The sequence below is a fragment of the Bradyrhizobium sp. genome (assembly GCF_047605465.1).
In the GTDB taxonomy this organism is placed as follows: Bacteria; Pseudomonadota; Alphaproteobacteria; order Rhizobiales; family Xanthobacteraceae; genus Bradyrhizobium.
On sequence record NZ_JASGFS010000039.1, the window covers coordinates 1 to 14,881 of the forward strand.

10 protein-coding genes are annotated in these 14,881 nt (G+C 65.1%); 4 read left to right on the top strand and 6 right to left on the bottom strand.

Annotated features, from left to right (window positions below):
• Positions 1–368: 368 nt before the first annotated feature.
• The gene (locus QM712_RS24145; protein WP_415025651.1) at positions 369–1,319 is read left to right on the top strand and encodes an AraC family transcriptional regulator; all 951 of its coding nucleotides are present in this window, start codon (positions 369–371) and stop codon (positions 1,317–1,319) included.
• Positions 1,320–1,737: 418 nt separating this feature from the next.
• Here the strand turns inward: QM712_RS24145 and QM712_RS24150 are convergent, their stop codons facing one another.
• Both QM712_RS24150 and QM712_RS24155 read right to left on the bottom strand, forming a co-directional pair.
• The gene (locus QM712_RS24150; protein WP_415025652.1) at positions 1,738–2,775 is read right to left on the bottom strand and encodes a thermonuclease family protein; all 1,038 of its coding nucleotides are present in this window, start codon (positions 2,773–2,775) and stop codon (positions 1,738–1,740) included.
• A gap of 285 nt (positions 2,776–3,060) precedes the next feature.
• Positions 3,061–3,555: a hypothetical protein gene (locus tag QM712_RS24155; RefSeq protein ID WP_415025653.1), complete on the bottom strand. Its 495-nt coding sequence runs from the start codon at positions 3,553–3,555 to the stop codon at positions 3,061–3,063.
• Positions 3,556–3,822: 267 nt separating this feature from the next.
• Between QM712_RS24155 and QM712_RS24160 the strand changes: the two genes are divergently transcribed.
• From QM712_RS24160 to QM712_RS24170, 3 genes are all read left to right on the top strand, one after another.
• The gene (locus tag QM712_RS24160) at positions 3,823–6,870 is read left to right on the top strand and encodes an ATP-binding protein (protein ID WP_415025703.1); all 3,048 of its coding nucleotides are present in this window, start codon (positions 3,823–3,825) and stop codon (positions 6,868–6,870) included.
• A 326-nt stretch (positions 6,871–7,196) separates the two neighbouring features.
• Entirely contained in the window at positions 7,197–8,408 is a 1,212-nt protein-coding gene (locus QM712_RS24165; RefSeq protein WP_415025654.1) for an OpgC domain-containing protein, read from the top strand.
• A gap of 40 nt (positions 8,409–8,448) precedes the next feature.
• A complete protein-coding gene (locus QM712_RS24170) occupies positions 8,449–8,937 on the top strand; it encodes a DUF2059 domain-containing protein (RefSeq protein ID WP_415025655.1) in 489 nt (162 codons plus the stop codon).
• A 109-nt stretch (positions 8,938–9,046) separates the two neighbouring features.
• Here QM712_RS24170 and QM712_RS24175 read toward each other — a convergent pair whose 3' ends face one another.
• The 4 genes from QM712_RS24175 to QM712_RS24190 all read right to left on the bottom strand — a co-directional run bounded on the left by QM712_RS24175 (position 9,047) and on the right by QM712_RS24190 (position 14,851).
• Positions 9,047–10,543: a sugar ABC transporter ATP-binding protein gene (locus QM712_RS24175; RefSeq protein WP_415025656.1), complete on the bottom strand. Its 1,497-nt coding sequence runs from the start codon at positions 10,541–10,543 to the stop codon at positions 9,047–9,049.
• Complete coding sequence (locus tag QM712_RS24180; protein ID WP_415025657.1) at positions 10,540–11,637, bottom strand: SMP-30/gluconolactonase/LRE family protein; 1,098 nt, start codon at positions 11,635–11,637, stop codon at positions 10,540–10,542. Before QM712_RS24180 ends, QM712_RS24175 begins: the two co-directional genes overlap by 4 nt.
• Positions 11,634–13,757 (bottom strand): ABC transporter permease, encoded by a 2,124-nt coding sequence (locus QM712_RS24185; RefSeq protein WP_415025658.1) that lies wholly within the window; start codon positions 13,755–13,757, stop codon positions 11,634–11,636. Before QM712_RS24185 ends, QM712_RS24180 begins: the two co-directional genes overlap by 4 nt.
• A gap of 77 nt (positions 13,758–13,834) precedes the next feature.
• On the bottom strand, positions 13,835–14,851 hold the full coding sequence (locus QM712_RS24190) for a sugar ABC transporter substrate-binding protein (protein WP_415025659.1): 1,017 nt from the start codon (positions 14,849–14,851) through the stop codon (positions 13,835–13,837).
• Between the last annotated feature and the right edge of the window lie 30 nt (positions 14,852–14,881).

Sequence of the window (14,881 nt, forward strand, 5' to 3'; positions counted from 1 at the left end):
CGTCAGGCTCATAACCTGAAGGTCATAGGTTCAAATCCTATCCCCGCAACCAAATTCGGATTTCACCGGATCCGATACGAAAATGGCCCGCTCTCAGCGGGCCATTTTTGTTTTGGGACACCGTCGCCGGCGCGTCTCGGGCCGCGCTGCTGGGGCCGGAGCCGGAGTCGCGGCACGCCCGTCAAGCGGCCGTGCGCGACCGGACCGGCCGATTGTCCGCGATGCGTTGCGTGCATGTCATCGCTTCCCTCGCGATGTTTCCGATCATTTGATTCCTGCGCGATCGGCGGCTTATAGAAGCGCCAAGCACCGCGCGTGAGCGATCACGCGTGTGGGAACAAGAAACTGTCACGGATGCTCGTGATCGCATGCTGACCTTTACGACCGACGAAGTGCCGGTTCGCGAGCGCTTCGATCATTGGTGCGAAGTCCGTGGCAAGAGCCTGTTCGGCGTAACCATCGAGCTGCCGCGCGAACGCCGTGCCGATTTCTACGGTCGGTTTTCGGCGCGCGGCGTCGGCAACGCCATCGTGTCCGACATGCAGGCTTCGTCCTATGAGGTCCGCCGGACCGAGGCGGATATCGCCCGGGTGTCGGGCGACAGTCTCTGCATCGGATATCAGGTGCGCGGCCCGGGCTGGATGGATTTCGGGCGGGATCGCGTCCAGCTCGTCCACGAAGGCGACCTGACCATCAGCCATTCCGATCTGCCGTTCGGCGCGATACCGGTTCGGCAGGACGGCTTCGTCTACCGCATGCTCAAGATTCCGCTGACCGGCGATGTCCTGCTCGGTGCGACCGCCCGCGATCTCGTTGCCCAGAGATGCGCCGCCGGCGCGCCCTATCTCAGGCCGTTCGCGGCCCTGTTCAAAGCGTTGACGGAAGCCGGATCCGAGATCGACGACCCCGCCGCGGAGGTCGCCAATGTCGCAAGGCTCGCGATGCTCCTGCGCGGCCGGTTGCCCGCGGGCCTGCCGGAAAGCCGCGCGGCCCTTCGCTCGGGCTGCCTGCATGCCGCCCGCGCCATCCTGGCCCGCGATCTGCACCGGGCGGACCTGTCGCCCGCGATGGTCGCGCAGGAGCTGGGGATCTCGCTTCGGCAGGTTCACGTCGTGTTCGAGCCGACCGGGCTGTCCTTCGCGCGGACCCTGACGAAGATGCGGGTCGCGCAGGCGCGCCGGCTGCTGCAGGCGGAGCCGGAACGGCCCGTCGCGGAAATCGTCTTTGCCTGCGGTTTCGACAGCCTCGCGACGTTCTATCGCGTCTTCCGCCAGGCCTACGACATGACGCCGAACGAGATGCGTTCAGCGCGTGAATGAGCGTTGATCGGCTGTGGTGATTTGACCACGGCGCGTCCGATAGTGGCCCGGTCCCGGCCTTTGTCGAGCGTCTGCGCGCAGTGAGAAGACAGCCCACCGCCCGTCTGGAATACCTCCCGCACTTGGACGTTTGATCCGCCGCGCGCAGACGCTGCGATCGTGCATGGTCGGGATTTTCAGTGGTTGCAGGCCGGAACGCCACCGCCATCGGCTTTGGTTGCCGTGTCCACCGCCGATACCTTCACGCAGCCGCAGCTGATCGATTTCGGCGACATGCGTCACCGGCGGCAGTCTGGCCGGCGGTGATACGCGTTGGGCCTGTTCGCGGTTCGCTTTGGGCCCATCGCGATCCGGCGACGGCGCAACGGCGATCGGTGTCGGGCCGCAGCGGACATCGCCGATGATTTGAAGACGCGTCCTAGAACGCCGTGATCGGCTTGTTGTCCGCGCCGACCAGGGTCGAAGGCGCTTCGCCGAAAACCAGGCTGTCAGGCTGGAATTTGATCTTGGTCCCGCCCTCGACGAAATCGGCGAAATTCCGCGGCGTGGCCGAATGCACGCCGTTCGCCAGGAAATCGGCGATCTCGTAGCAGGTGTCGGGCTTGCCGCCGGATCCTTCGGCCAGGAATTTCTGGAAGGTCTGGCTGGTCACCTTCGCCTTCTTGCGCGCCGACCAGTTGGTGTAGCGGCGGTAGAGCTTGGGCAGGATCACCGGGCCCTTGTCGGTCGCAAGCACCGCGGTCTCGTTCACCTTCGGCTCGCGCAGGTCGAAATCGAACGCCGGAACGGTCCTGGCGAGATGTTTCCAGACCGGCAGCTTCTTCGACCGCGCGGCCTTGCTGAGCGCCAGGAAGGTCTTGATCTCGTCGTCGTTCATCGAGGAGTAGAACGTCGGATAGGCAAAGCCCTGCTCGACCAGCCATTGGTTGATGTCGACGGTCTTGCCCGAAACCTTCACCTCGATGTCGCCGACCATGCGTCCGTAGGTGTCGAACACCTCGTTCGGTGCGTCGACATGGGTGAACACCCGGCAGGCGATCGTGGCCTCGCCGGTGCCGGCGAGGAAATCGTGCAGCGCCTTGCTCGAGGTCGCGCCGAGGAATTGCCGGTAGGAATGCGTGACGGCGTGATAGGCCTGCCGCTTGGCGTCCGTCAGCCCCTTCTTCTCGGCGGCCGACAACGGCGACGGCTGGTAGTGCAGCTCCGGCGCGTCGATGCCCTGCAGGCGAATGGTCAGCTTGCCGTTCTTGATCGGCGCCGTCGCGGTGCGGCCCCTGACCTTGGCGTTGTCGAACACGCGTGTCGGCTGGAACGGCGAGTCGTCGTTCTTGCGGAAGCGGATCGCATCGGGTGCGACGTTCACCACGACCTTGGTGGTGTCGGCATCCGACCGGCCCTCCGGCCAGAACTGGCTGACATCAATGGTGCCTCCGACCTCCAGCAACCCGACGGGCATTGGCGCCTCCTGCCATCACGCGCAACGGCGCGCGTCGCGGGAGCGACTCGCCTGCACACCTGCAGGTAGCGGATCACCTTCGTGCAACAGTCCCATGACGGAGGGGCGTGGCCGGGGACGATCCGGCATCGGCAGCGCCCGTCGGGCATTCCAAAAGCGGTTCGGGCGCCCGACGGCGCCCGAGGTCGACTGCAGGAAGAGGAGTCTTGTCCGTCGCGAAGCGCAATCGGCGACGAACGCCGTTCTTCACCGGCGCGAAGGTGTCGCGCCCGGACCGGGGGACGATCAGGGCCTGTGCGGGCAGACCATCGTCAGATGGAGCAGCGTCGGAGCCTTGTCCTCGCCGTTCTGGTAGTCCCACTCCAGTCGGATCTCATGCCGGTGCGCGAAGGCATCGCTGGCCTTGTGCGTGATGATGTTCGTCTTCATCGGGATCGGCGGCTCCGAGTTGAAGCATTTCCGGACGCAGGCATCGAGCAGATCGCAGCGGGTCAGGGGGATGACGCCGGGCTCGTCCTTGGACAATGGAACGGTGTTGGGCTGGGTGCTGAGGTCGACGCGCGCCCGGCCCTTCTCCTTGTGCCAATACTTGGCGCTGCCCTGCGGCCACTTGTCGGCCGATGTCAGGATCAGGTGATACTGGCCGTACTCCAGCGTCGGCAGGTGGATGTGCTCCGACGCCTTGAGGATATCCACGCTCCTCTGCATATTCTCCAGGGGGAAATAATTGTCGTTCATCAAATCCTTGAACGGATCTTCGTTATAGACTCGAGCACCCATCGCGTAGCCCTCCGAAATTCTTTGCCGCCATTTTGGCGTAACATTCCGTCATATGGTCGGTCGGGAAGCCCCCAACCGATTGTCTGTGCCATGTGGAGCCAAGTTACCACCCGGAAGCGCATTTCGTCCATCCAAAGACCGACGGTTGGTTGCGCCCTGTCGAGGTGGTGACACGCCGATTGCTAAGCAATCTCCGTCGGGTATTCTTGTATGCTGCTGCGGGCGGCCAGTCATGCGGACCGCGCCGCGCTCCTCGAAAGCCCGAAAATGCACTGCGTTACATGCCACTCAACGATCACCCCGGGCGACCGTTGGTGTGCCAAATGTGGGACGGCCGTAGGTCAGCGCGTCGATCCCGACAGTGAGCGAAGGTTTGTGACGATTCTTCGCGCCGACGTGGTCGAGTCCACGGGGCTCGTTTCCGAACTCGAGCCGGAGGAGGCGATATCTCGCCTCGAGCCGGCCCTCGCCGCGATGCGAGGGGCGGTGCGTCAGTTCGGGGGGATCGTCAGCAAGGAGCTCGGCGACGGGCTCGCCGCGGTATTCGGCGCCCCGATCGCCGACGACAACCACGCGCCGCTGGCCTGCCACGCTGCGCTGGAACTCATCCGGCGCGTGGCAAGCCTCGGAGATCCCGGACTACAGGTGCGGGTCGGTATCCATTCGGGACACGTCGTCGCCTACATGGTCGCGAGCGAGTTTTCCAAGGTTTACGAGATCGGCGGAGCGGCCCAGCATCTCGCCGCCAGGCTGGAATCCGCTGCGGAGGCGAACCAGATCCTCGTGTCGGAAGCGTGTCAGAAACTGGCCGAGGGACACGTCAGGTTCGAATCCCTCGGTCGTAAGTCGTTGCGCGGCTTCAATGAGCCGCTGCCGGTCTATCGGATTCTCGGCGCAAGCGATCTTTCGAGCTGGCGGGTACGACGCGCGCGAAGTGTCTCCCGGTTCGTCGATCGGACCAACGAGCGGGCGCTCCTGAGATCCGCCGCGGAAGCTGTCGGGTCCGGTCGCCGGACCGTGCTTTTGCTTGGCGATACAGGCATTGGAAAATCTCGCCTCGCACATGAATTCGTCCAGGGCCTCAAGGTCGAGGGCTGGCGGTTGATCGACGCCGAGTGCAGTCCGAACTTGCAGAGCGCACCGTTCAGCGCGCTGAAGCGGGTTCTGCTGTCGACCCTCGAAGCCGCGGCCAAAGAACCGGACGGTGCATACGATCCCCGCATCGGGCTCGCGCCGATCGAACGATGCGCGGTTGACGCGGTCCTCGACCGGCCAATCTCCGATTCGCAATGGGATGAATTGGAGCCTCATGCGCGCGGGCGGGCCATCTCCGAAGCAAGTTGTGCGATCGTCCGCAACATGGCTGATCGCCAGCGCACGGTGCTGCTGATTGAAGACCTGCACTGGATCGATCGCGCCAGCGACACGGTGATTGCCGCCTTGGCGTCACTCCAAACACCCAACCTTCTCGTGCTTCTCACCAGCAGGCCGAACGGTATGCCGATATGGATCGGGCGCTGCCATGCTGAAATCATCGCGGTGCGGCCGTTGGATGACGATTCGGGGAAGGCCATGCTGGGCGATATGCTCGGCGCTTCCGGCAATGCTGATTTGAAAAGCCGGATCATCTCCCATACCGCCAACGTTCCCCTGTTCATCGAGGAAGTGTGTCGCGGGCTGAAGGATAACGGCACGCTTCGCGGCCAATGGGGCGATCTCGCCCTTGTTCGTCCCATCGACGAACTCGGTATTCCCACGAGCATCCAGGGGGTCATCGCGGCGCGGCTCGATCGCGTATCGAGACAGGAGCGCCAGGTTCTGCAGATCGCGGCCGCGCTGGGCCCACGATCGAGCGAAGCCATATTGCGCAAGGTTGCGGAATTGCCGGAGGCTGCTCTTCAGAATTGCTTCGTGGGGCTCGATCGGGCCGAACTGCTGGTCAGGATCGACAGCGAGCTGGAAGACTCGCTCGAATTTCGGCACGAGATGGTCCGTCAAGTGACTTACGAATCGATGGTTGAAAAGGTGCGCGAGAGCACTCATTCGCGCATTCTTCTCGCGCTGGAACAAGGCGGCATCGACACCGACGATCCCGACAAGCTCTGCTACCACGCGACACGCGCAAAGGATTGGGACAGGGCCTTCGTTTACGGCAGGGCTGCGGCTCAGAAATGTTTGGTGCGCTCGGCATTCGCCGATGCCGCCAACTACTTCGAGACCGCCATGAAATCGTTGGATATGACCCCAACGTCCGCTCTGCGGGAAACGCGTGCGGTCGACATCCGCATCGAGGCGCGTTCGGCCTTCATGGCATCCGGTCAGGTTGCCGAATGGTTCGAACTCGGCAAGGAGGCCGAGCGGCGGGCGAACGCCATCGACGATACCGGACGCAAGATCGCGGCGATGACGGTCAGGGCGGCCGCCCAGAATTTCTACGGCACGCCGCCGGAAGCCGTCGCCATCGGCGAGCAGGTCGTCGGTCTGGCGGAGCATGGGCACGACGCCGGATGGCTCAACGTCGCGCAGTACGGCCTGGGCCAGGCCTATTTCCTGGCAGGGCGCTATCGTGAAGCCGAACACACCTTTGCTCAAGCCTGTACCCGCTTGACGGGCCCGAGCCCGGAGGCTCCGAAGAGCACCACGCCGCAATACGTTCTGCTGCTCTGCTGCATGATGAAGAGCTTCACCCACACCGTCATGGGCGAGTTCGATGTCGCCCAGCAACTCCAGCAGCAGGCCGCGGCGATCGCGGAGGAGACGGGCCGCCCCTACGACCGCGTGGCCGCAGCCTATAGCGGCGGGTGGCTGAAGCTCGGCCAGAACGACCCGGCGGCGGCCGCCGCCATTCTTGAGGACGGCTTCGTGCTGGCGCAGAAGCACGGCATCCGGCTGTTCGTGCCGGTGCTCGCCTGTCACCTCGGCATCGCCTATCTGGAGCAGGGGCTGTTCGACCGGGCGCGCGGCATGCTGGCCGAGGCGCGCGAGGAGGCGAAGGCGGTCGGCTACACGTCGGCGGTGCTGCGCAGCTCGATCTACCTCGCGCTGGCGACCTGGCGCCTCGGCGACGTCCAGGCGGCGCAGAACATGCTGCGCGAGGCGCGCAACACCGCCCGCCAGCAGGGCTTCTCCGGTCTCGAGGCGGAGGCGCTGTTCGGCGAGGCCGTCGTGACGCCGCCGTCGGATGCCGCGAACAAGGCGGCGATCCTGGTTGCGCTGCGCGCGGCCATCGCGATCACCTCCGAGAACGCCGCCCTGCCGCTGCGGCGCAAGGCCGAGGCGATGCTGGACGAGATGCTTGCCCGGGGATTGACCTGACACGATGCCGTCCGCCCGTGTGCCTCACCGCTCCGATTCTGCCCGACGCGACTTCCGGATTTCGCCGCCGTTGCAATGACTTGGCCTGCCGGTTCTACTGTGCATGGGGTTGTTTTCGATGTTTTCGCGGGCCATGCCGTCCGGGCCGGCGGTAGCGTGGTCCGGCGGCGCGGTCCACGTGATGCCGAAGTCTCTTGCGCCGGCACCAATGTGGGCTACCGTCGATGCACCAGCCGTACGGGCAGGTGACCTTTCGATTCAGGTTTTTTAGCATCCGATTTTTCGGCGCCGCCACGGCGCGACGCCCACCGGAACAGGCGGGGGCCATGATCATACGGGACCAGGCGGCATTGTTGTCTCCGGTCGAGCGCGACCTTCGGCTCGACCTCTTCCGCGGCGTCGGCCTGTGGATGATCTTCCTCGATCACATCCCGCATGACGTCGTCGCCTGGCTCACCCTGCGCAATTACGGCTTCAGCGACGCCGCCGAGTTCTTCGTCTTCATCTCCGGCTATCTCGTCGGCTGGATCTACGGGCCGATCGTCGCGGGCGGCTGGTTCCTCGCCGCGCTCAAGCGGCTGTGGCGGCGCGCGGCCGAGATGTATGTCGCGCACATCATGCTGTTCCTGCTGTTCACGGCGCAGATCGCGCGCACCGCGCGGCGCTTCGACAATCCGATGTACGAGCACGAGTTCAACGTGTTCAACTTCCTCGCGCATCCGGACGAGCTGATCGGGCAGGCGATCCTGCTGAAATACAAGCCGGTCAATCTCGACGTGCTGCCGCTCTACATCGCGCTGGTGTTCGCTTCGCCCTTCATCGTGTGGTGCCTGGTGCGCCGGCCGAACCTGACGCTCGCGGCATCCGTCGTGCTCTATGTGCTGTCGCGCTGGTTCGACTGGAACGTCGCCTCCTATCCGCCCGGCACGACCTGGTATTTCAATCCGTTCTGCTGGCAGCTCATGTTCGTGTTCGCCGCCTGGTGCGGCACCGGCCAGATCGATCGGATCGCGGGCTGGGTGTGGTCGAAGACGGCGATGGCGCTGGCCGCCGCATGGCTCGCCTTCGCCTTCCTGATCGTGATGACCTGGCACGTCCACGCGCTTGAGGCCCTGATCCCGAAATGGATGATCAAGGCGATCTACCCGATCGACAAGACCGATCTCGACATGCTGCGCTTCACGCATTTCCTCGCGCTGGCACTCTGGGTCACCCATTTCATTCCGCGCAAATGGAAGGCGCTGCATGCGCCGGCGCTGCGGCCGGTGATCCTCTGCGGCCAGCATTCGCTGCCGATCTTCTGCCTCGGCGTGTTCCTGTCGTTCTCCGCGCACTGGATCCTGACGCAATACACCAAGGGTGTGTGGGAGCAGCTCGCGGTGTCCTTTGCCGGCATCGCCGTCATGATCGGCGCGGCCTGGCTGCTCGACCGCACGGATCGCGTGCCCAATCTTTTCGTGAAAGTGACGGAAGTCGAGGATTCCGGGATCGCCGCCGATCCGGCGGTCACCGCCGCCGCCGCGCCCGCGAACCGCTGAAGCCATCGTGCCGCCCGCCCGCAATCTCATGGAGAGGTCCATGTCCAGAGGCTTGTTGACCGTCGTCGGCGTCGTCCTGTTCCTCGTCTCCGCAGCGTCCGCGCAGGCGCCGTCGCCGGAGGCGATGGCCGCGGCGCGCAAGCTCGTCGTCACGCTGAAGATCGCGGACCAGTATCGCGCGGTGCTGCCGCAGCTCCTGCTCAAGCTGAGGCCGGTGGTCGCGCAGGACCGGCCGGAGATCGAGCACGACTACGACGCGATGACGGCTCCCGGCTCGGACCTCTACGCCCCGTTCTTCACGTCGATGGTCGACCAGATCGCCGCCGTCTATGCCGCCAGCTTCACCGTCGACGAGCTGCGCCAGATCGAGGCCTTCTACGCCCAGCCGGCGGGACAGAAACTTCTGGAGAAGTCCGATGCGCTAGCGCAGGCGAGCGCGCAGATCGGCCAGGACGCCAGCCAGAAGGCCGCCGACGAATTGAAGCAGCGCCTGATCGAGGCGCTGCGCCAGAAGGGTCACAAGCTCTAGCGTACGATCCTGAGGGCGTGCAGCAGCCTTGCGGAGACGGCTCGCTCGAACAGCAACATGAAGCGCGACGACGATTCAACCCGCTCTCCGCGCGCCTCCTCCGGCCGCCTCAGTGGATGGCGGCGTACATGATCTTCTCCTCGGTCGCGTCGAGCGCGGAGAACTCCTCCACCACCTTGCCCTGGCGCGAGACCAGGATGCGGTCGGAGAGTGCCATGATCTCGGGCAGGTAGGACGAGATGACCACCACCGCCTTGCCCTCGTCCGCGAGTTGGTTGATCAGCTCGTGGATCTCGACGATCGCGCCGACGTCGACGCCGCGGGTCGGCTCGTCGAAGATGATCAGGTCCGGCTCCTGCACCAGCGACTTGGCGATCACGACCTTCTGCTGGTTGCCGCCGGAGAGCTCGACCACCTTGCCGTGGTCGCCGATCGCCCGCACCCTGAGCTTCTCGATCCAGGTCTTGCCGACCGTGTCGGTTTCCCGCCGCGACAGCAGCATGCGGCCCTTGGGAAACTTCGACAGCAGGCCGAGATAGATGTTGCGAGCGATCGACGACGTCTCGAAGAAGCCTTCGACCTTGCGGTCCTCGGTGACGTAGGCGATGCCGGCCTTGACCGCCGGCGCCGGCACCCGGTAGCGCACCGGCTTGTCGTGCAGGAGGATCTCGCCGCCGTGGAAGAAATCGCGCTTGAGCACGCCGGAGACGATCTTGAACGTCTCGGTGCGGCCCGCGCCGACGAGGCCGAACACGCCGGTGATCTGCCCCGCGAATACCGAGAGCGAATTGTTCTTCACCATCGGCGCCATCTTCAGGTTCTGCACCGTGAGCACGCGCGCGCCGGCCGGCCGCACCTGGCTCTTCCGCGCGCCGTAGAGCGTGTTGGAGAGATCGCGGCCGACCATGGCCTGCACGATCGCGGCGCGGTCGAATTTGGCGGCGTCGTCGGTCACGACGTGCTTGCCGTCGCGCAGCACCGTGATCCGATCCGCCAGCAGCAGGGCCTCCTCCAGGGCATGCGAAATGAAGACGATCGAGACGCCGCGCTTCTTGAGATCACGGACGAGATCGAAGAAGTATTTCTTCTCCTCGGGCGTCAGCGAGGCGGTCGGTTCGTCGAAGATGATGACCTTGGCCCGGTGCAGGACCGCGCGCGCGATCTCGACCATCTGCTTCTTTGCCGCGCCGAGGCCGCTGACGGTCGCGGTCGGCGTGACGTCGAAATTGAGCGATTGCAGGAACTGCTGCGCGGCGATGTAGATGCCGCGCAGGCGGTTGTAGAACTTCTCCTGGCCGAGAAACAGGTTCTGCGCGACCGTCATGGTCGGCACCAGGCTGTTCTCCTGAAACACCATGGCGATACCGAGATTGCGGGCCTCGAGCGGCGTCCGCGGTGCGACGTCTGCGCCGTCGATCGTCATGGTGCCGGATGTCAGCGTCACCACGCCCGCCATCACCTTGGTCAGCGTCGACTTTCCCGCGCCGTTCTCGCCGACCAGCGCGTGGATCTCGCCGCGGCGGAGGTCGAAGTCGACCCCGTCGATGGCGGGCACGCCGGCGTAGAGCTTCGTGGCCTTGTGCAGCGAGAGCATGATGTCGCTCATTGACCGAACTCCTCGGCAAGGCCCGCGAGCGGCAGCCGCAGGATGCGGCCCGGCCCCTTGGCGATCAGGACCAGGTCGCCGTTCATCTCGACCGCCGCGACGATGCCGTGATTGATGCCGTCGACGCGGCTGTGCAGCGAATAGAGCGGCTGGCCGTCCGCGTTGAGGCGGATGACGAGCCCGTAGGAGCGCGGCGGCGCCCACGGCTTGATCACGCCCATGGTCTTGATGTGCGCGCCCTGCATCGGCTCCTTGAAGGAGAAGCCCGAACGCAGGCGCGGCGCGACCCAATAGGCCGGATCGATCTCGGCCATCATGCGGCGCCGATAGGCCGGCTCGCGCAGCACGAACTCGATCAGTTGGGTGCGCGCGGTGAAGGCGGTGAGCCAGTAGCCCCCGTCTGACGCCTTCGTCAGCCGCGACGGATAGACGGGGAGGTGAGCGAGCACGGTCTTCGGCGATGCGCCCGGCGCGACCAGCACCACGCGATGACGCCAGCTCTCGCTCACCAGCATGCCATTGCCGTGCGCGCAGGCGCCGAAGGCATGGCCGAGTCCTTTGGCCAAAGGCGTCACGGCCTTGGTGGCGGGATCGAGCCTGAAGACGCGGCCGGTCCGGTTGAGCTCCATCAGGTCGCGCGCCCAGTCGTCGACGCCGCATGTTGCGGATCCGTCCGTCGCGATCAGCGTGTTGTCGCCCGCCAGCGCCAGCGCGTTGACGGCATTGAAGGCGGCATCGGCAAACGTCACGCTCGGCTGTTCGGCCCCGGGATTTGCATAGACACGCACCTCGCGCCCCGCCAGCGCGACCGCGAGGCCGCCGCCGGGCAGGGCACACAGCGCCGAGATCGGCCGCTCGAAACTACGGATCTCCGATGTCGCGCCGCCATCCAGCGCCAACAGCCGCCGGCCGTCCGCGACGAAGAGATGGCGCCCATCGGTGGCGAGGTCCTCGGGCGCCTCGCAGGTCAGCACGGTCTCGGCGGATTCCAGCTTCTGGTTCGGCTTCAAGGCGCCGTCGAACGACGGCACGGTGATGGTGGCGTCGCCGCGTCCGAGAAAGCGGTTGGCGAACTCCCTGACGGCTGCGATCACGACAGCTTCCCCCACCTCTTGTCGTACTGGACGAAGTTCGGATCGGCGTTCTCGAGCTTGTAGCGGCCGATCCGGTTGTTGAGGATGCCGCCGAGATAGAGATAGCCGCGATGCTCGCGCATCGAGGTGATCATCGGATGGTTCTCGCCGTGCAGGTCCCAGAACGATTCGACGATCTTGCCCTGCTCGTTGAATTTGACCACGCAGCCGGTGTTGATGTTCGGAAACAGCCACTCGTCCACCGGCACGCGCTTGCCCATGCGGCGCCGGAAGCCCGGCATCTTCCAGGCGAGGTCGAGCGAGGGACTGCGCATGCCGACCAGCGCCAGCCAGTAATTGCCGTCGGACGCGAGGTTGATGTTGTCGGGATAGCCCGGCAGGTTGTCCATGACCACCTCGACCTTGCCCTTCTTCGGCCCCGCGAACCAATAGCGCTTGATCGAGCAGCCGAACGTCTCGGCGAACAGGATCGATTGGCCGTCGCTGGCAACGCAGATGCCGTTGGGGAATTTGAGGCCGCGCAGTTCGGTGCGTGTCGTGCCGGTCTTGGTGTCGTAGGAGATGATGCGGCCGTTGCCGCGCGCCTCCAGTCCGTCGATCGGCCACTCGTCCATCTCGTAGCGCACGGTCGCTTCCGAGAAGAAGATGAGGCCGTCATCGGTGATGTCGAGGTCGTCGGCCAGTCGCAGGCGGCTGTCGTCGTTGACCGAGCGCATGCTGCGGTTGGTCTCGTCGGTCGCCTTCTCCACCGTGCCGTCCGGCTTGATGCGATAGAGACCCATGCCGCCGATGCAGACATAGAGCGTGTCGTCGCGGTCGAAAGCCATGCCGAGCGGCTGGCCGCCGATATGGGCGAACACCTCCATCTTCTGATAGTCGGGCGCGTAGAAGCGGATGATGTCGCCGTGGCGCGAGCCGGCATAGATGTTGTCGTGGCGATCGAGAATGACGTCCTCGGGGGCCTCGATGCGGCCGAGCCCGATCAGCTCGACGTCGCGCAGCTTGTCGTTCTGCTCGAACGGGCCGCCTTGCCCGATCTCGGTTGGGGGCGGGGGCGGCAGCGCGTGATAGGTGGGCGCGACATAGACCTTGCTGATGATGCGTGTCCGGTTCTTCTGCCAGCGGATATCGACCATCGCGGCGACGAGCAGGATGCCGGCGAGCGCCATCCGGTTGACGCCGCCGCGCGCGTTCATGGTCGTCAGGCCGTTGGTGATCAGGAGCACGATCAGCACGCCGACCGCCGATTTCGCGACCGAGCCCTTGCCGCCACCGAGTGTGATGCCGCCGAGCACGGTCGCGGTCAGCACGATCACCTCGAGCCCGACGCCGATGTCGCCGCCGACGGTGCCGAGCCGCGATGCGAAGAACAGCGCGCCGATGCTGGTCAATACGCCGCTCGCGACATAGCACAGCGCGATCGTGCGGCGAACGGGAATGCCGGAATTGTAGGCCGAACGGCGCGAGCCGCCGATCGCGGTGATGTGCCAGCCGGGCCGCAGCCGGGTCATGAAGATGTGACCGAAGATGGCGATGACGATGTAGGCGAGCGCGACCGTCGGAATGCCGAGGACGCTGCCGCTGCCGATGAAATCCCAGGACGGGATGTCGGGGAAGGCCGACGCGATCGCGTTGGAGTAGCGCTGGATGAGCAGATCGTAGGCCGAGCGGTAGATGATCAGGGTGATCAGCGTGGTGATGAACGCTCGCAGCCGCAGATATCCGATCAGTACGCCGTTGACGGCCCCGAGCAGGGCGCCGCAGAGCAGGGTGGCGGCGACAACCGCCGGCACCGGCCAGCCCAGCACGTCGAGCAGATAAAGCGCGCAGAAATCGGTCAGCGCGAAGATCGATCCGACGGAGAGATCGATGCCGCCGACGATGACCACCAGCGCCAGCCCGAGCGCGATGAAGCCGATCTCTCCGGCCTGGCGCGCGGTGTCGGCGAGGCTCGCCGGCGACAGGAAATTGTCGATGGAACGGCTGAGCGCGAGGCCGACGATCAGGAGCAGGATGACGGGGATGGCCGTCTCGGTCCATCGCTTGGAGAGGATTTCACCGAGGAGATGATCGGGCCAGTAGCGGTAACGCAGGCTTGTGATTGTGTCGCGCATCGGCATTCCAGCAGGGCATGGAGACTGTCGGGAGTGGGATCCCCGGGGCGATGTCCCCGGGGATCCCGATCGTCAGAGCCGGGCTATTTCTTGAGGTCGCTGAGATTCCAGCACGACATCGGGCTGTCGGCGTTCTCCTTGGTGATCGGAATCAGCGTGGTGTATTCCGAGCCCTTGACGGAGCCGGGCTTGACGCCCGACGACAGCAGCCACTTGATCGTGCCCGCCATCTGCGCGGCCTGGGTCGGCACGTCGTAGCTCATGTTGAGATCGAACGCGCCGGACTTCACCAGTTCGCAAGCGCCCTTGCGCTCGCCGCCGCCGGAGGTGGCGACGAACACCTTGCCGGTGAGGCCCGCTTCCTTGACCGCCGCGGCCGTGCCGATATCCATGCCGTCCCAGAAGCCGACGATGCCGCAGAGATCGGGGTTCTGCTTCAGCACGGTTTGCGTGATGGCCTTGGCCTTGGCGGCATCCCAGTCGGCAGCCTGGCTCGACACCACCTTGATCTCGGGATGCTTGGCGAGAACGTTCTCGACACCCTTGAGCGTATAGGCGCTGGCGGCGGCCGAGAGCGCGCCCTGGATGATCGCGATCTTGTTCGACTTGCCCTCGCAGGCCTTGACCACGCCTTCGGTCTGGCGCTCGCCGATCTCGACCCAGTTGGCGCCGACGAAGGCGGAGCTGCGATAGGCGGAGCCCATGTTGATCTGGATGACGTAGATGCCTTCGTTCTCGGCGCGCTGCAGCAGCTTCGCGTAGGTCTGCACGTCCGGATTATGGACCACGATCACCGCCGGCTTCTCGGAGATCAGCGAGGTCACGGCCTGCGCGCCGGCATTGGTGTTCCAGTTGGCGTCGCGGATCACGAACTTGACGCCGAACGGTTCGAGCTCCTTCTTGAGGCCGGCATACCAGCCCTCGGTGAGGTCGAAGTTCATGGCGACCGGAACATAGGCCACGGTCTTGCCGGCAAGCGCTTCCTTGAACGGCTTCTGGAACGGTTCGTCGAGGCCCTGCTGGGCCAGGGCCGGTGCGGTCATTGCCGCAAGACCCAGTACGGCGGCGATTGCCTTTGCCGGGCTAACGAAATGCTTCATTGCTTCCTCCTTGGTTGTTGTTGGTCGTTG